Consider the following 18407-nt stretch of genomic DNA (forward strand, 5'->3'; position numbering starts at 1 on the left):
ATGAATAAACAATACCAGCGGGTTTTGGTTACCACCCCACATCCTTTATTACGACTTGTCTGTCTGGGCCTGGTCACCTTTATCTTTACCTTATTTTCGCTGGAGCTTACCCGCTTCGGTACCCTGCTGGCGCCACTCTGGTTTCCTACCGCCATTATGATGGTGGCGTTTTACCGCCATGCAGGAAAAATGTGGCCCGGGATAGCCCTGGCCTGTTCATTTGGCAATATTCTGGCCTCGTGGATGCTGTTCTCCTGGGCGTCGATAAACCCCACCTACACCGCAATAAACGTTATTGAGGCCATCATCGGTGCCGTGTTACTGCGCAAGCTGCTTCCGTGGTACAACCCGCTGCAAAATTTAAACGACTGGATCCGCCTGGCAATAGGCAGCGCGCTGGTGCCGCCGCTGGTGGGCGGTATTCTGATGACGCTTCTGATCCCCGGCCCTGAGCCGCTGCGTAATTTCATCGTCTGGGTGCTATCTGAATCCATTGGCGCGCTGGCGCTGGTGCCGCTGGGGCTGCTGTTTAAATCCCATTACCTGCTCCGCCACCGTGACCCGAGATTGCTGCTGGAAACCCTGGTTACCATGGCCGTAACGCTGGCCCTCAGCTGGGCATCCATCACCTGGCTGCCGTGGCCCTTTACCTGCGTGATTGTCCTGCTGATGTGGAGCGCCGTGCGCTTGCCGCGGCTGGAAGCGTTCATGGTGTTTCTGGTTACCGTGATGGTCGTTTCACTGATGATTGCCCATAACCCTTCGGCGCTGACCACCCAACATGCCGGGCCGATGATGAACGCGCCGTGGCTGCCGTTCCTGATGCTCCTCCTCCCCGCTAACGTGATGACCATGGTGATGTATGCCTTCCGTGCCGAACGCAAACACATCACCGAGAGCGAAGAGCGCTTTCGTAATGCAATGGAGTATTCCGCCATCGGTATGGCGTTAGTCAGCATGGAGGGCCAGTGGCTTCAGGCCAACAAGGCGCTGTGCAATTTCCTCGGTTACAGCCAGACCGAGCTACAGTCGCTCACCTTCCAGCAGCTCACCTGGCCGGAAGATTTGCATACCGACCTGGAACAGCTGGAGCAGCTGGTCAACGGCGAGATCAACACCTACACCCTTGAAAAGCGCTATTACACGCGCAACGGAGAGGTCGTCTGGGCACTTTTGGCCGTCTCCGTCGTGCGCCATGCCGATGGCTCGCCGCTCTATTTTATCGCCCAGATTGAAGACATTAACGACCTGAAGCAGACCGAGTGGGTCAATAAACGGCTGATGGAGCGCATTACGCTGGCCAACGAAGCGGGCGGCATCGGCATCTGGGAGTGGGATCTGGAGCCAGACATCATCAGTTGGGATAAGCGGATGTTTGAGCTGTATGAAATTCCGCCGCACATCAAGCCCACCTGGCAGCTCTGGCACGAAAGAATATTGCCGGAGGATCGCGCCCATGCGGAGCAGGTGCTGCGGGATTCACTGGTTTCTCGTCTGCCGTTTAAGCTTGAATTCCGTATCCGCGTGAAGGAAGGCGTGCGCCATATACGCTCCCTGGCCAACCGGGTGCTGAATAAAGAGGGTGAAGTCGAACGTTTGCTCGGCATCAATATGGACATGACCGAGGTGAAGGAGCTTAACGAAGCGCTGTTTCAGGAAAAAGAGCGTCTGCACATCACGCTCGACTCCATCGGCGAAGCGGTGCTCTGTACCGATATCGACATGAACGTCACCTTTATGAACCCGGTCGCCGAGAAGATGAGCGGCTGGCTGCAGACCGAGGCCATCGGCCAGCCTATCCTGAAGGTGTTACACATCACCTTTGGGGAACGGGGCCCGCTGATGGAGAATATCCACAGCGGCGATATGTCACGCTCCGATATCGACCAGGATGTAGTGCTGAACTGCCGCACCGGCGGATCGTTTGATATTCACTACAGCATTACGCCACTCAGTACCCTTGATGGGCACAGTATTGGCTCGGTGATCGTTATTCAGGACGTCACCGAGTCGCGCAAAATGCTGCGTCAGCTAAGCTACAGCGCGTCGCACGATGCCCTCACCCACCTGGCAAATCGGGTCAGCTTCGAAAACCATCTCAAACGGCTTCTGCAAACCGTTCGCGAGACGCGTCAGCGTCATGCGCTGGTCTTTATCGATCTGGACCGCTTCAAAGCCGTCAATGATAGCGCAGGCCATGCGGCGGGAGATGCCCTGCTGCGGGAACTCTCTTCCATGATGCTAACCATGCTTCGCTCCAGCGACGTGCTGGCGCGCCTGGGCGGCGACGAGTTTGGGCTGCTGCTGCCGGACTGCAATATTGAGAGCGCGCGCTATATCACCGGTCGTTTGATCCATACCATCAATGACTATCACTTTATGTGGGAAGGTCGCCTGCACCGGATTGGCGCCAGCGCTGGGATCACGCTGATTGATGAGCATAATAACCAGGCGTCAGAAGTGATGTCGCAGGCGGATATTGCCTGTTATGCCTCGAAAAACAGCGGCCGCGGCATCGTGACGGTGTACGAACCGCAGCAGGAGCGGGATCGGAGCGCGCGCAGCATGATGTCGCTGGACGAACAGTGGCATATGATCAAAGACAATCATCTGATGATGATAGCCCGCAGCGTCGCCTCCCCGCGCATACCAGAAAGCTGTAACTTCTGGCTGATTTCGCTACGCCTGTGGACCAGCCAGGGTGAAGTCCAGGAGGAGCACGCCTTCCGTTCTGGTCTGGCGGAGCCCGAACTGCTGCACGCCCTCGACAGACGTATCTTTGGTGAGTTTTTCCGTACCTCTGCCGCACAGGTCGCCCGTAAAGGGATGGGGGTAGCACTGCCGCTTTCTGCCGCCGGTTTAGCCAGCGTAACGCTAGTCGATGAACTCCTCGACCTGCTCGATAACAGCCCCATGCCGGGCCGTCTGCTGCATCTGGTTATCGCGAGCGACGTGGTGTGTAATCCGGATGAGAATCTGCAGCGAGGGCTGCAAAAGCTTCGCCAGGCGGGCTGCCGGGTGATCTTCAGCCAGATAGGGCGCGACATGAACGTCTTCAGCCACCTGAGCCCGAACATGGCCGATTATCTGATGCTGGACGCCGAGGTGGTGAGCAACGTGTATGGTAATCTGATGGATGAGATGATGGTGACCATCGTTCAGGGCCACGCCCAGCGTCTGGGGATGAAAACCATCGCGGGCCCCTGCAACCAGCCCATCATGATGGATACGCTTTCCGGCATCGGCATTGATTTTATCTATGGCGACACCATCGCCGAGCCGCAGCCGCTGGATCTACTGCTCAACACCAGTTATTTCGCCATCAACTGACGGCGTCCAGCCGTCGGTATACCAGATGTGCAGCAGCGCGTAGGAGCGCCACGGCTGCCAGCGCTCGGCGTAACGACGGATCTGCGCGGGGGTCATCCCGGCGAAGCGTTGCTTAATCAGATAATCATCCGGCAGGAACACATCTTTCGCCTGCCAGCCTCTCAGGGCCAGGTAATTTGCCGTCCAGCGCCCGATGCCCGGCCGCTGCTGTAGCGCCTTCATGCCCGCCTCAACGTCCTCAGGCGGCGTCAACGGAAACGTCCCGTCAACAACCGACTGCGCCAGATGAATCAGCGCCTCCGCGCGTTTTACCGGCATCCCGAGCGCCTTGAGCGCCAGCGGATCGGCAGCGGCCAGCGCTTGCGGGGAGGGAAAGCAGACATAACCCGGTGCATCCTTCACCGGCTCACCGCACAGGGCGACAACGCGGGAAGCCAGTTTCGCCGCCATCGCCACGCTGACCAACTGCCCGAGAATGGCCCGTACGCCCTGCTCGTACGCATCCATCGCCCCCGGCAGACGCAAGCCGGGGCGGGCAGCGCCGAGATCCCCCAGCGTATCCGCGATGTGCTGCGGGTTACAGGCGAGATCGAACAGGCGCGCGATGCGTTCAAGACACGTCTGCGCAACCGGAACCAACCCCGGGCTGAGCGTCACGGTCAGCGTATGGGTAGCGATATCCGGCGTCACGCGAAATATCCCCTGATGGCCGTCGCAGGCAAAGCTGCGCTCGTAGTAGTCGCTCGTGACGGTTTCAATGCCCGTCACCGCACGCGCGCCGAGAAAGCCCAACATCCACTGCCAGTCGTAAGGGGGTTGCCACGTCAGGGTATACATCGCTGCTCCTTTTTTATTTTTATCAGCATAAACGGAAAGACCTTGTTTTGCCTTGCTTTCATATTCCTGTTGTCGCGATGCAGACATTTCGTTAAAGTCTCGCCCCTTCTCACCGGCATGGGGATTAATCGTGTTTATTGGATTTGACTACGGTACGGCAAACTGCTCGGTTGCGATCATGCAAAACGGCCAACCGCAGCTTCTGAAAATGGAAAAAGAGAGCACGCTGCTGCCGTCAATGCTCTGCGCGCCAACGCGCGAAGCGGTGAGCGAGTGGCTGTTCCGCCACCATCAGGTTCCGGCTACCGCGGCGGAAACCCAGGCGTTGCTGCGTCGGGCGGTCAGCTTTAACCGCGAGGAAGACATCGACGTTACCCCTTCCAGCGTGCAGTTTGGCCTTTCCTCGCTCGGGCATTACATTGAAGACCCGGAAGAGGTCTACTTCGTTAAATCGCCAAAGTCCTTCCTCGGCGCGAGCGGCCTGAAGCCGCAGCAGGTGGCGATGTTTGAAGATCTGGTGTGCGCCATGATGCTGCATATCCGCAATCAGGCGCAGTCGCAGGTGCCGGATACTATCACCCAGGCGGTGATTGGCCGCCCGATCAACTTCCAGGGGCTGGGCGGTGACGAAGCCAACCAGCAGGCGCAGGGAATACTTGAGCGTGCGGCGCACCGGGCGGGATTCCACGACGTGGTGTTTCAGTACGAGCCGGTTGCGGCGGGGCTGGATTTTGAAGCCACGCTGACGGAAGAGAAGCGCGTGCTGGTCGTCGACATCGGGGGCGGTACAACGGACTGCTCGCTGCTGCTGATGGGGCCGCAGTGGCATCACCGTCGTTACCGCGAAAACAGCCTGCTCGGGCACAGCGGCTGCCGCGTAGGCGGTAACGATCTGGATATCGCCCTGGCCTTTAAGAGCCTGATGCCGCTGCTGGGCATGGGCGGGCAAACGGAAAAAGGCATTGCCCTGCCGATCCTGCCGTGGTGGAACGCGATTGCCATCAACGACGTTCCGGCGCAGAGTGATTTTTACAGCACCGCGAACGGGCGCTTCCTCAACGATCTGGTGCGCGACGCGCAGGATGCCGAGAAGGTCGCCCTGCTCTATAAAGTGTGGCGTCAGCGCCTGAGCTACCGCGTGGTGCGCACCGCCGAAGAGAGCAAAATCGCCCTTTCCGACCGTCCTGAACATGCGGTCTCCTTGCCGTTTATCAGCGAGGATCTGGCCACGGCGATTTCACAGGAGGGGCTGGAAACGGCGCTTGCTCAGCCGCTGCAGCGCATTCTGGAACAAGTCCAGCTGGCGCTTGAGAACGGCAAAGAGAAGCCGGATGTGATCTACCTGACCGGCGGTAGCGCCCGTTCACCGCTGATCAAGAAAGCGCTGGCGGAACAGCTGCCGGGCATTCCGATTGCCGGTGGGGATGACTTTGGCTCCGTTACCGCAGGGCTGGCGCGCTGGGCGCAGGTGATGTTTAGCTAATGCGGTTGTGCCGGGTGGCGGCTTCGCCTTACCCGGCTAAAACGATCGCCACACTCAGACCATTCCTGACAGTCTTCCATATTTCCTCCATTTTTCCGCTGTGTTAGCTGACTAAACTAGTATCATTCCCCGAAGTATTCAGGATGAGAACGTATAACGATGAAAGGCAGTAACAAATCCCGCTGGGCAATCGCCGCTGGCATCATTGTGGTGGTCCTTGCCGCCGCCTGGTACTGGCACAGTCAATCTGCGAACTCCACCGCTCCCGCTGGCGCCAGCAGCCAGGCCCAGCGCCCGGCTGGCGGCGGCCGTCACGGCATGCGCGGCGGCGCGCTGGCACCGGTTCAGGCGGCAACGGCGGTGAGCAAAGCCGTTCCGCGTTATCTGACGGGGCTCGGAACCATTACCGCCGCCAACACCGCCACGGTGCGCAGCCGCGTTGACGGTCAGCTCATCGCGATCCACTTCCAGGAAGGTCAGCAGGTCAAAGCGGGCGATCTGCTGGCGGAAATCGACCCGAGCCAGTTTAAAGTCGCCCTCGCTCAGGCGCAGGGGCAGCTCGCGAAAGACAAAGCCACCCTCGCCAACGCCCGTCGCGATCTGGCGCGCTACCAGCAGCTGGTGAAAACCAACCTCGTTTCTCGTCAGGAGCTGGACACCCAGCAGTCGCTGGTCAGCGAAACGCAGGGCACCATCAAAGCCGACGAGGCCGCCGTCGCCAGCGCGCAGCTGCAGCTGGACTGGAGCCGCATCACCGCGCCGATTGACGGACGCGTGGGCCTGAAGCAGGTCGATATCGGTAACCAGATCTCCAGCGGCGACACCACGGGCATCGTGGTGATCACCCAGACCCACCCGATTGATTTAGTCTTTACCCTGCCGGAAAGCGATATCGCAACCGTCATGCAGGCGCAAAAAGCCGGTAAAGGCCTGGTGGTGGAAGCCTGGGACCGCACCAACAAGCAGAAGCTGAGCGAGGGTTCCCTGCTTAGTCTGGACAACCAGATCGATACCACCACCGGCACCATCAAGCTGAAGGCGCGCTTTAACAACCAGGACGATGCTCTCTTCCCGAACCAGTTCGTCAACGCGCGAATGCTGGTCGCTACCGAAGAGAACGCGGTAGTGATCCCCACCGCAGCGCTGCAGATGGGTAACGAAGGAAGCTTTGTCTGGGTGCTGAACAGCGACAATAAAGTGAGCAAGCATCTGGTGAAAACCGGGATTCAGGACAGCCAGACGGTGGTCATCAGCGCCGGGCTTTCCGCCGGCGACCGCGTGGTCACCGACGGCATCGACCGTCTCACCGAAGGCGCGAAAGTTGAGGTGGTTGAACCTGCAAAACAGGGAGCGACCTCCTGATGCAGGTTATGCCCCCGAGCTCTACAGGTGGGCCGTCACGCCTGTTTATCCTCCGCCCTGTCGCCACCACGCTGTTGATGGTGGCGATCCTGCTGGCCGGGATCATTGGCTACCGCTTCCTGCCCGTGTCGGCGCTGCCGGAGGTGGATTATCCAACGATTCAGGTTGTCACACTCTATCCTGGCGCCAGCCCGGACGTGGTGACATCCGCCATAACCGCCCCGCTGGAGCGCCAGTTTGGCCAGATGTCCGGGTTAAAACAGATGTCCTCCCAGAGTTCCGGCGGGGCATCCGTCGTGACGCTGCAGTTCCAGCTAACGCTGTCACTGGACGTCGCCGAGCAGGAAGTGCAGGCCGCCATCAACGCCGCCACCAACCTGCTGCCGTCGGACCTGCCTAACCCGCCGGTCTACAGCAAGGTGAACCCGGCGGATCCGCCGATCATGACGCTTGCCGTCACCTCCTCCGCCATGCCGATGACCCAGGTCGAAGACATGGTCGAAACCCGCGTGGCGCAGAAGATTTCTCAGGTCTCCGGCGTCGGCCTCGTCACGCTGGCGGGCGGCCAGCGCCCGGCCGTGCGCGTGAAGCTTAACGCACAGGCGATTGCCGCGCTGGGGCTGACCAGCGAAACCATCCGCACCGCCATCAGCAGTGCCAACGTCAACTCGGCGAAAGGCTCGCTGGACGGCCCGACCCGTGCGGTCACCCTCTCGGCAAACGACCAGATGCAGTCCGCCGACGAATACCGTCAGCTGATTGTGGCCTACCAGAACGGCGCGCCTATCCGCCTGGGCGACGTCGCCACCGTGGAACAAGGCGCGGAAAACAGCTGGCTCGGCGCGTGGGCGAACAAGCAGCAGGCGATCGTGATGAACGTGCAGCGCCAGCCGGGCGCCAACATCATCGAAACCGCCGATAGCATCCGCACCATGCTGCCGCAGCTGATTGAAAGCCTGCCGAAATCGGTCAGCGTAAAAGTCCTTTCCGACCGCACCACCAACATTCGCGCGTCGGTCACCGATACCCAGTTCGAGCTGATGCTGGCGATTGCGCTGGTAGTAATGATCATTTACCTGTTCCTGCGCAACGTTCCGGCAACCATTATCCCCGCCGTCGCCGTGCCGCTCTCGCTGGTCGGGACCTTTGCGGTGATGGTGTTCCTCGACTTTTCGATTAACAACCTGACGCTGATGGCGCTCACCATCGCTACCGGGTTCGTGGTGGATGACGCCATCGTCGTTATCGAGAACATCTCGCGCTATATCGAGAAAGGTGAAAAGCCGCTGGCCGCCGCGCTGAAGGGCGCAGGGGAAATCGGCTTTACCATTATCTCGCTGACCTTCTCGCTGATTGCGGTGCTGATCCCACTACTGTTTATGGGCGACATCGTCGGGCGGCTGTTCCGCGAGTTTGCCGTGACGCTGGCGGTCGCCATTCTGCTCTCTGCCGTGGTGTCGCTGACCCTGACGCCGATGATGTGTGCCCGCATGCTGAGCCACGAATCCCTGCGCAAGCAAAACCGCTTCTCCCGCGCCTCCGAGCGGATGTTCGAGCAAATTATTGCCGCCTACGGTCGCGTACTGGCGAAAGTGCTGAACCATCCGTGGGCAACGCTTGGCGTGGCGCTGGGCACGCTGGCGCTCAGCGTAATGCTGTGGATTTTTATTCCGAAAGGTTTCTTCCCCATCCAGGATAACGGCATTATTCAGGGCACGCTTCAGGCTCCGCAGTCGGTCTCCTTCGCGAACATGGCGCAGCGCCAGCAGCAGGTGTCTGAGATCATCATGAAAGACCCGGCGGTGGAGAGCCTGACGTCCTACGTGGGGGTGGATGGCACCAATCCGTCGCTCAACAGCGCGCGTCTGCAGATCAACCTCAAGCCACTGGATGAGCGCGACGACCGCGTGAACGCCGTCATCGAGCGCCTGCAAAGCGCCGTGGCCCGCGTGCCGGGCGTTGAGCTTTACCTGCAGCCGATTCAGGATTTGACCATTGATACCCAGGTCAGCCGCACGCAGTATCAGTTCACGCTCCAGGCTACGTCGCTTGACGCCCTCAGCACCTGGGTGCCGCAGCTGGTTGAAAAACTTAACACCCTGCCGCAGCTCGCCGACGTCAGCAGCGACTGGCAGGACAAGGGGCTGGCGGCGTACGTCAACGTTAACCGCGACACCGCCAGCCGTCTGGGCATCACCATGTCGGACGTGGACAACGCCCTGTATAATGCCTTCGGTCAGCGCCTGATCTCCACCATCTACACCCAGGCGAACCAGTACCGCGTGGTGCTGGAGCACAACACCGAGCACACCCCCGGCCTGGCCGCGCTGGACTCGGTGCGCCTGACCAGCAAAGACGGCGGCATTGTGCCGCTGAGCGCCATCGCCACGGTGGAGGAGCGCTATACCCCGCTGTCGATTAACCACCTGGATCAGTTCCCGTCCACCACCATTTCCTTCAACGTGCCGGACGGTTACTCGCTGGGCGAGGCGGTGGAAGCCATCCAGGCTGCTGAAAAAGCGCTCAGCTTCCCGTCCGACATTCAGACCCAGTTCCAGGGCAGCACGCTGGCGTTCCAGGCCGCGCTGGGCAACACCGTCTGGCTGATCGTCGCGGCGGTCGTGGCGATGTACATCGTGCTTGGCGTGCTGTACGAAAGTTTTATCCACCCGATCACCATCCTCTCTACCCTGCCAACGGCGGGCGTGGGGGCGCTGCTGGCATTGATGCTGGCGGGCAGCGAGCTGGACGTTATTGCCATCATCGGCATCATCCTGCTTATCGGGATCGTGAAGAAAAACGCCATCATGATGATCGACTTTGCGCTGGCCGCCGAGCGCGAGCAGAGCATGTCGCCGCGCGATGCCATCTTCCAGGCCTGCCTGCTGCGTTTCCGCCCGATCCTGATGACCACGCTGGCCGCCCTGTTGGGGGCGCTGCCGCTGATGCTCAGCACCGGCGTCGGCGCGGAGCTGCGCCGCCCGCTGGGTATCGGTATGGTCGGGGGCCTGCTGGTGAGTCAGGTGCTGACGCTCTTCACCACGCCGGTGATCTATCTGCTGTTTGACCGCCTGGCGCTGTGGACCAAAAGCCGTTTCCCGAAACGTGAAGAGGAGGCGTAAGTGAAGTTTTTCGCCCTCTTCATTTACCGTCCGGTGGCGACGATTTTACTCTCCGTCGCCATTACCCTGTGCGGCGTGCTGGGCTTCCGGCTGCTGCCAGTTGCCCCCCTGCCGCAGGTGGATTTCCCGGTGATCATGGTCAGCGCCTCGCTGCCGGGTGCGTCACCGGAGACCATGGCCTCGTCCGTTGCCACGCCGCTGGAGCGTTCTCTTGGGCGGATTGCGGGGGTCAACGAGATGACCTCCAGCAGCTCGCTGGGCAGCACACGCATCATTCTGGAATTCAGCTTCGACCGGGATATTAACGGTGCCGCCCGTGACGTGCAGGCGGCCATCAACGCCGCGCAAAGCCTTCTGCCGAGCGGGATGCCGAGCCGTCCGACCTACCGCAAGGCCAATCCGTCCGACGCGCCAATCATGATCCTGACGCTGACCTCGGACACCTATTCACAGGGGCAGCTCTACGACTTTGCGTCGACCCAGCTGGCGCAGACGATCTCACAAATCAACGGCGTGGGTGACGTGAGCGTTGGCGGCAGTTCTCTGCCCGCCGTGCGCGTGGGCCTGAACCCGCAGGCGCTGTTCAACCAGGGCGTGTCGCTGGACGACGTGCGCTCCGCCATCAGCAGCGCCAACGTGCGTAAACCGCAGGGGGCGATTGAGGACGGCAGCCACCGCTGGCAGATCCAGACCAACGACGAGCTAAAAACCGCCGCCGAGTATCAGCCGCTGATTATTCACTACAACAACGGCGCGGCGGTACGCCTGAGCGACGTCGCCAGCGTCACCGACTCGGTGCAGGACGTGCGCAACGCCGGGATGACCAACGCTAAACCGGCGATCCTGCTGATGATCCGCAAGCTGCCGGAGGCGAACATTATTGAGACGGTGAACAGCATTCGCGCCCGCCTCCCGGAGCTACAGGAGACCATCCCGGCAGCAATCGATCTGCAGATTGCCCAGGATCGCTCCCCGACCATCCGCGCTTCGCTTGAAGAGGTGGAGCAAACGCTGATTATCTCCGTCGCGCTGGTGATCCTGGTGGTGTTCCTGTTCCTGCGCTCCGGCCGCGCGACGCTGATCCCGGCGGTGGCCGTGCCGGTGTCGCTGATTGGGACCTTTGCCGCAATGTACCTGTGCGGCTTTAGCCTTAACAACCTGTCGCTGATGGCCCTGACGATTGCGACGGGCTTCGTAGTGGATGACGCCATCGTGGTGCTGGAGAACATTTCCCGCCACCTTGAAGCGGGCGTGAAACCGCTGCAGGCCGCGCTGCAGGGCACGCGCGAGGTGGGCTTTACGGTACTTTCCATGAGCCTGTCGCTGGTGGCGGTCTTCCTGCCGCTGCTGCTGATGGGCGGGCTGCCGGGCAGGCTGCTGCGGGAGTTTGCCGTCACGCTCTCGGTCGCCATCGGGATTTCGCTGGTGATTTCCCTGACGCTGACGCCGATGATGTGCGGCTGGATGCTCAAGCGCAGCAAGCCTCACTCGCAGCCGCGCCGCAAAGGCTTTGGTCGTTTTCTGATGGCGATGCAGGAAGGCTACGGCAAATCGCTGAAGTGGGTGCTGAACCATACGCGGCTGGTCGGCCTGGTGCTGATCGCCACCATTGGGCTCAACGTCTGGATGTACATCACCATCCCGAAAACCTTCTTCCCGGAGCAGGACACCGGCGTGCTGATGGGCGGCATTCAGGCGGACCAGAGCATTTCATTCCAGGCGATGCGCGGCAAGCTGCAGGACTTTATGAAGATCATTCGTGAGGATCCGGCTGTAGACAACGTCACTGGCTTTACCGGCGGCTCGCGCGTTAACAGCGGGATGATGTTCATTACCCTTAAGCCGCGCGGCGAGCGCAACGAAACGGCGCAGCAGGTGATTGACCGCCTGCGGGTGAAGCTCGCCAAAGAGCCGGGCGCAAACCTGTTTTTGATGGCCGTTCAGGATATCCGCGTCGGCGGGCGGCAGGCGAACGCCAGCTACCAGTACACGTTGCTCTCGGATGATTTAGCCGCCCTGCGCGAGTGGGAGCCGAAGATCCGTAAGGCGCTGGCCGCCCTGCCGGAGCTGGCGGACGTGAACTCCGATCAGCAGGACAACGGCGCGGAGATGGCGCTCACCTACGACCGCGAAACCATGTCGCGGCTGGGCATCAACGTTGAAGCCGCCAACAGCCTGCTAAATAACGCCTTCGGCCAGCGGGAGATCTCCACCATCTACCAGCCGATGAACCAGTATAAGGTGGTGATGGAGGTCGATCCGCGCTACACCCAGGACATCAGCGCGCTGGATAAAATGTTTGTGATTAACAGCGACGGCAAGGCGATACCGCTCTCCTACTTTGCCAGCTGGCGACCAGCCAACGCGCCGCTGTCGGTGAACCATCAGGGGCTGTCGGCGGCGTCGACCATCTCCTTTAACCTGCCCGCCGGTTCGTCGCTTTCCGAGGCCAGCGACGCGATCAACCGCGCGATGACGCAGCTCGGCGTGCCGTCCACCGTGCGCGGCAGCTTTGCCGGGACCGCGCAGGTATTCCAGGAGACGATGAACTCGCAGGTGATTTTGATTCTGGCCGCCATCGCCACGGTCTATATTGTGCTGGGCGTCCTGTATGAGAGCTACGTTCACCCGCTGACCATCCTCTCGACGCTGCCGTCGGCGGGCGTGGGGGCGTTGCTGGCGCTGGAGCTGTTTGGCGCGCCGTTCAGCCTGATCGCGCTTATCGGAATTATGCTGTTAATCGGCATCGTAAAGAAAAACGCCATCATGATGGTGGACTTCGCGCTGGACGCCCAGCGCAACGGCAACCTCTCGCCGGAAGAGGCGATCTTCCAGGCCTGCCTGCTGCGCTTCCGTCCGATCATGATGACCACCCTGGCGGCGCTGTTTGGCGCGCTGCCGCTGGTTATCTCGGGCGGCGATGGCTCAGAGCTGCGCCAGCCGCTGGGGATCACCATCGTCGGCGGCCTGGTGATGAGCCAACTGCTGACGCTGTACACCACGCCGGTGGTCTATCTGTTCTTCGACCGCCTGCGGCTGCGCTTTTCGCGTAAAAACAGAGAAACGGTAAACGGGTAAATGACTGAGCTTCCCAGCAACGTTCGCTGGCAATTGTGGATAGTCGCCTTCGGCTTCTTTATGCAGTCGCTGGATACGACCATCGTCAACACCGCCCTCCCCTCCATGGCGAAAAGCCTGGGGGAGAGCCCGCTGCATATGCACATGGTGATTGTCTCCTACGTGCTGACGGTGGCCGTGATGCTGCCTGCCAGCGGCTGGCTGGCGGACAAAGTGGGCGTGCGAAATATCTTTTTTACCGCCATCGTGCTGTTTACCGCTGGCTCGCTGTTTTGCGCCCAGGCCAGCACACTAGACCAACTGGTGGCGGCGCGCGTGCTGCAGGGCGTCGGTGGCGCGATGATGGTGCCCGTCGGGCGGTTAACGGTGATGAAGATTGTGCCACGCGAGCAGTACATGGCGGCGATGACCTTCGTCACCCTGCCCGGTCAGGTGGGGCCGCTGCTGGGCCCGGCGCTGGGCGGGATGCTGGTGGAGTACGCCTCCTGGCACTGGATTTTCTTAATCAATCTTCCTGTTGGCATCATTGGCGCTATCGCCACCCTGACGCTGATGCCGAACTACAAAATGCAGACCCGACGCTTTGATGTCTTCGGCTTTATTCTGCTGGCGGCGGGCATGGCTACGCTCACCCTGGCGCTCGACGGGCAAAAGGGGCTGGGCATTTCGTCCCTGACGCTCGGGGTGCTGGTGGTTATCGGCATCACCGCCATTCTGTGGTATCTGTGGCACGCTCGCGGGAATGACCAGGCGCTGTTCAGCCTGAACTTATTTAAAAATCCCACCTACCGTCTTGGCCTGTTCGGCAGCTTCGCCGGACGTATCGGCAGCGGCATGCTGCCGTTTATGACGCCCGTGTTTCTGCAAATTGGCATGGGGTTTTCGCCGTTTCACGCGGGCCTGATGATGATCCCGATGGTGCTCGGCAGCATGGGGATGAAGCGCATCGTGGTGCAGGTGGTGAACCGCTTTGGCTACCGTCACGTGCTGGTGGCCGCCACGCTGGGGCTGTCGCTGGTCAGCCTGCTGTTTATGACCGTGGCGCTGATGGGCTGGTACTACGTCCTGCCGCTGGTGCTGTTCTGCCAGGGGATGGTCAACTCCATGCGCTTCTCGTCGATGAATACCCTGACGCTGAAAGACCTGCCGGACGATCTGGCGAGCAGCGGCAACAGCCTGCTGTCGATGGTGATGCAGCTCTCCATGAGCGTGGGCGTGACCATCGCGGGTTTACTGCTCGGCATGTACGGCCAGCACCACCTCAGCGTCGACACGCCGGTGGCGCATCAGGTCTTTTTATATACCTATCTCAGCATGGCGGTCATTATCGCCCTGCCCGCTTTCATCTTCGTCAGAGTGCCGGATGATACCAGCAAGAACGTCGTGATTAGGCGCGGCAAAAGGAGTGGCTCATGAAATTCTGGCGTCCGGGTATTACCGGCAAGCTCTTCGTGGCGATTTTTGCCACCTGTATTGTCCTGCTGATCACCATGCACTGGGCGGTGCGGATCAGCTTTGAGCGCGGTTTTATTGATTACATCAAGCATGGCAACGAGCAGCGCCTGCAGGGCTTAAGCGATGCGCTGAGTGAACAGTACGCCCAGCACGGCAACTGGCGTTTTCTGCGCAATAACGACCGCTTTATTTTCCAGATCCTGCGCTCGCTGGAGCACGACACCGGTGACGATCGCCCGGGGCCGGGCATGCCGCCGCACGGCTGGCGCACCCAGTTCTGGGTAATCGATCAGGATATGCGCACGCTGGTTGGGCCGCGCGCGCCGATACCGCCGGACGGCACCCGCCGGGCGATTAAGGTGAATAACGCGACCGTCGGCTGGGTTATCGCCTCACCGGTGGAGCGCCTGACGCGCAACACCGATATCAATTTTGACCGCCAGCAGCGCCGGACCAGCTGGCTGATCGTCGCTCTCTCCACCCTGCTCGCCGCGCTCGCCACCTTCCCGCTGGCGCGCGGTCTGCTCGCGCCGGTGAAACGGCTGGTGGAAGGCACGCACAAGCTGGCCGCCGGGGATTTCACCACCCGCGTCGACACCCGCAGCCAGGACGAACTGGGCAAGCTGGCGCAGGACTTTAACCAGCTCGCCAGCACGCTGGAGAAAAACCAGCAGATGCGCCGCGACTTTATGGCCGATATTTCCCACGAGCTGCGCACCCCGCTGGCAGTGCTGCGCGGCGAGCTGGAGGCGATTCAGGACGGCGTACGCCAGTTTACGCCCGAATCGGTGGCCTCTCTGCAGGCGGAGGTGGGCACGCTCACCAAGCTGGTGGATGACCTCCACCAACTCTCCATGTCCGACGAAGGCGCACTGGCCTACCAGAAGGCGCCCGTTGATGTCATTAACGTACTGGAGGTGGCGAGCGGCGCCTTCCGCGAACGCTTTGCCAGCCGCAACCTGAAAATCGACCTCTCCCTGCCGGACAGCGCGGTGGTGTTTGGCGACAAAGACCGGCTAATGCAGCTGTTCAACAACCTGCTGGAGAACAGCCTGCGCTACACCGACAGCGGCGGCGGGCTGCATATCTCCGGCAAACAGGAAAACGGACGCTTCGCCCTCACCTTCGCGGATTCCGCCCCCGGCGTGCAGGACGCGCAGCTGGAAAAATTGTTCGAGCGCTTTTACCGCACCGAAGGCTCCCGCAACCGCGCCAGCGGCGGTTCCGGCCTGGGGCTGGCGATTTGCGTTAACATCGTCGAGGCGCATAATGGCACCATTCGCGCCGCCCATTCGCCTTTTGGCGGGGTTAGCATTACAGTAGAGTTACCTCTGGAACGGGATTTATCGAGAGAAGTATGACCGAGTTACCGATTGACGAAAACACGCCGCGCATTTTGATCGTCGAAGACGAACCCAAGCTGGGACAGCTGCTGATCGACTATTTACGCGCGGCCAGCTATGCCCCGTCACTGATCAGCCACGGCGACCAGGTGCTGCCGTACGTACGCCAGACTCCGCCTGATCTTATCCTGCTGGATTTAATGCTGCCTGGCGTTGATGGCCTGACCCTGTGCCGGGAAATTCGTCGCTTCTCCGACGTGCCTATTGTCATGGTCACCGCCAAAATTGAAGAGATTGACCGCCTGCTGGGGCTCGAAATCGGCGCGGACGACTACATCTGCAAGCCCTACAGCCCGCGTGAGGTGGTGGCCCGCGTGAAAACCATTCTGCGCCGCTGCAGGCCGAAGCGCGAGCTTCAGATGCTGGACGCCGAAAGCCCGCTGATTGTGGATGAGAGCCGCTTCCAGGCGAGCTGGCGCAGCAAGCTGCTGGACCTCACCCCTGCGGAGTTCCGCCTGCTGAAAACCCTCTCCCAAGAGCCGGGAAAAGTCTTCTCACGCGAACAGCTGCTGAACCACCTGTACGACGATTACCGCGTGGTGACCGACCGCACAATTGACAGCCACATCAAAAACCTGCGCCGCAAGCTGGAGGCGCTGGACGCCGAGCAGTCGTTTATTCGCGCGGTGTACGGCGTGGGGTATCGCTGGGAAGCGGATGCGTGCAGGATTGCCTAGCTAGCCGCTGGTTAATCCAGGCCGGGTAAGGCGAAGCCGTCACCCGGCACAATAACTTTACCTCCCTGCCCGGCAGCGCTACAATGCCCGCCCTTAAAGTGGGGGATCTCCCCTTACCGCTGCACCTGGTGCATGCGGATCTGACCTGTCATCAGAACGAGAACAAACATGTTTAAACCGGAACTCCTTTCCCCGGCGGGAACGCTGCAAAATATGCGTTACGCTTTCGCCTATGGCGCTGACGCCGTGTATGCGGGCCAGCCGCGCTACTCGCTGCGCGTGCGTAACAACGAATTCAACCACGAGAACCTGCAGCTCGGCATCAACGAGGCGCATGCTCTGGGTAAAAAATTCTACGTGGTGGTCAACATCGCGCCGCACAACGCCAAGCTGAAAACGTTCATCCGTGACCTGAAGCCGGTGGTGGATATGGGGCCGGACGCGCTGATCATGTCAGACCCGGGTTTAATCATGCTGGTTCGGGAGAACTTCCCGGAAATGGATATTCACCTCTCCGTACAGGCTAACGCCGTCAACTGGGCGACGGTAAAATTCTGGAAGCAGATGGGGCTGACCCGCGTCATTCTGTCCCGCGAGCTTTCGCTGGAAGAGATTGAAGAAATCCGCACTCAGGTGCCGGACATGGAAATTGAAATCTTCGTTCACGGCGCGCTGTGCATGGCCTACTCCGGCCGCTGCCTGCTCTCTGGCTATATCAACAAGCGCGACCCGAACCAGGGCACCTGCACCAACGCCTGCCGCTGGGAATATAACGTCCAGGAAGGCAAAGAGGACGATATCGGCAACATCGTCCACAAGCATGAGCCGATCCCGGTGACGAACGTTGAGCCAACGCTGGGCATCGGCGCGCCAACCGACAGCGTGTTTATGATTGAAGAAGCCAAACGTCCGGGCGAGTACATGACCGCCTTTGAAGACGAGCACGGCACCTACATCATGAACTCGAAAGATCTGCGCGCCATCGCCCACGTTGAGCGCCTGACGCAGATGGGCGTGCACTCCCTGAAGATCGAAGGCCGCACCAAATCCTATTACTATTGCGCGCGTACCGCACAGGTGTACCGCAAAGCCATCGACGATGCGGCGGCCGGTAAACCGTTCGATACCAGCCTGCTGGAAACGCTGGAAGGCCTGGCGCACCGCGGCTATACCGAAGGCTTCCTGCGCCGCCATACCCACGACGACTACCAGAACTACGAGCACGGCTACTCCGTTTCCGAGCGCCAGCAGTTTGTCGGCGACTTCACCGGCGAGCGCAAAGGCGCGCTGGCGGCCGTGGCGGTGAAAAACAAGTTCACCAAAGGCGACAGCCTGGAGCTGATGACCCCGCAGGGCAACATGAACTTCACGCTGGAGCATCTGGAAAACGGCAAAGGCGAAGCGATTGAGGTTGCGCCGGGCGACGGGCATACCGTCTGGCTGCCGGTTCCGGAAGAAGTGGAGCTGAAGTTCGCGCTGCTGATGCGTAACTTCAACGGTGAAAGCACACGTAATCCACACGGCAAATAGTCAATCAGGGAAATTTTTTCGCGCTGGGATAATTCTTAGAATCGGATCACATACCGCTTCGTTCAATACGGGTATTATCCCCCCGCTGAAAAACATAACCCATAAATGCTAGCTGTACCAGGAACCACCT

Annotated in this window: 10 protein-coding genes; 9 read left to right on the forward strand and 1 reads right to left on the reverse strand. The window is 60.5% G+C overall.

Going from position 1 to position 18407, the window contains the following annotated elements:
- Positions 1 to 3330 carry a diguanylate cyclase gene (locus tag ACTJI7_RS09025; RefSeq protein ID WP_333022086.1) on the forward strand — a complete coding sequence of 1110 codons (3330 nt, stop codon included), beginning with the start codon at positions 1 to 3 and terminating at the stop codon, positions 3328 to 3330.
- Here the strand turns inward: ACTJI7_RS09025 and alkA are convergent.
- The gene (alkA, locus tag ACTJI7_RS09030) at positions 3295 to 4167 is read right to left on the reverse strand and encodes a DNA-3-methyladenine glycosylase 2 (protein WP_063155010.1); all 873 of its coding nucleotides are present in this window, start codon (positions 4165 to 4167) and stop codon (positions 3295 to 3297) included. The genes ACTJI7_RS09025 and alkA overlap by 36 nt on opposite strands.
- Positions 4168 to 4297: 130 nt before the next feature.
- On the opposite strand from alkA, the gene yegD reads away from it, so the two are divergent.
- The 8 genes from yegD to trhP all read left to right on the forward strand — a co-directional run bounded on the left by yegD (position 4298) and on the right by trhP (position 18277).
- Positions 4298 to 5650, forward strand: a complete 1353-nt coding sequence (gene yegD / locus ACTJI7_RS09035) for a molecular chaperone (protein WP_048959511.1) — start codon at positions 4298 to 4300, stop codon at positions 5648 to 5650.
- A gap of 159 nt (positions 5651 to 5809) precedes the next feature.
- Entirely contained in the window at positions 5810 to 7012 is a 1203-nt protein-coding gene (locus ACTJI7_RS09040; protein WP_063155011.1) for an MdtA/MuxA family multidrug efflux RND transporter periplasmic adaptor subunit, read from the forward strand.
- Positions 7012 to 10134: an MdtB/MuxB family multidrug efflux RND transporter permease subunit gene (locus ACTJI7_RS09045; RefSeq protein WP_440670211.1), complete on the forward strand. Its 3123-nt coding sequence runs from the start codon at positions 7012 to 7014 to the stop codon at positions 10132 to 10134. Before ACTJI7_RS09040 ends, ACTJI7_RS09045 begins: the two co-directional genes overlap by 1 nt.
- On the forward strand, positions 10135 to 13212 hold the full coding sequence (mdtC, locus tag ACTJI7_RS09050) for a multidrug efflux RND transporter permease subunit MdtC (protein WP_047363143.1): 3078 nt from the start codon (positions 10135 to 10137) through the stop codon (positions 13210 to 13212).
- Entirely contained in the window at positions 13213 to 14628 is a 1416-nt protein-coding gene (locus tag ACTJI7_RS09055) for an MFS transporter (RefSeq protein ID WP_063155013.1), read from the forward strand.
- Positions 14625 to 16028 carry a two-component system sensor histidine kinase BaeS gene (gene baeS, locus ACTJI7_RS09060; protein WP_045260428.1) on the forward strand — a complete coding sequence of 468 codons (1404 nt, stop codon included), beginning with the start codon at positions 14625 to 14627 and terminating at the stop codon, positions 16026 to 16028. The genes ACTJI7_RS09055 and baeS overlap by 4 nt, the downstream gene beginning before the upstream one ends.
- On the forward strand, positions 16025 to 16747 hold the full coding sequence (gene baeR, locus ACTJI7_RS09065; protein WP_045260429.1) for a two-component system response regulator BaeR: 723 nt from the start codon (positions 16025 to 16027) through the stop codon (positions 16745 to 16747). Before baeS ends, baeR begins: the two co-directional genes overlap by 4 nt.
- Positions 16748 to 16915: 168 nt before the next feature.
- Positions 16916 to 18277, forward strand: a complete 1362-nt coding sequence (trhP, locus tag ACTJI7_RS09070) for a prephenate-dependent tRNA uridine(34) hydroxylase TrhP (RefSeq protein ID WP_008500866.1) — start codon at positions 16916 to 16918, stop codon at positions 18275 to 18277.
- Positions 18278 to 18407: the final 130 nt, after the last annotated feature.

The organism is Enterobacter sp. 22499, assembly GCF_052044815.1.
Lineage (GTDB): Bacteria > Pseudomonadota > Gammaproteobacteria > Enterobacterales > Enterobacteriaceae > Enterobacter > Enterobacter bugandensis.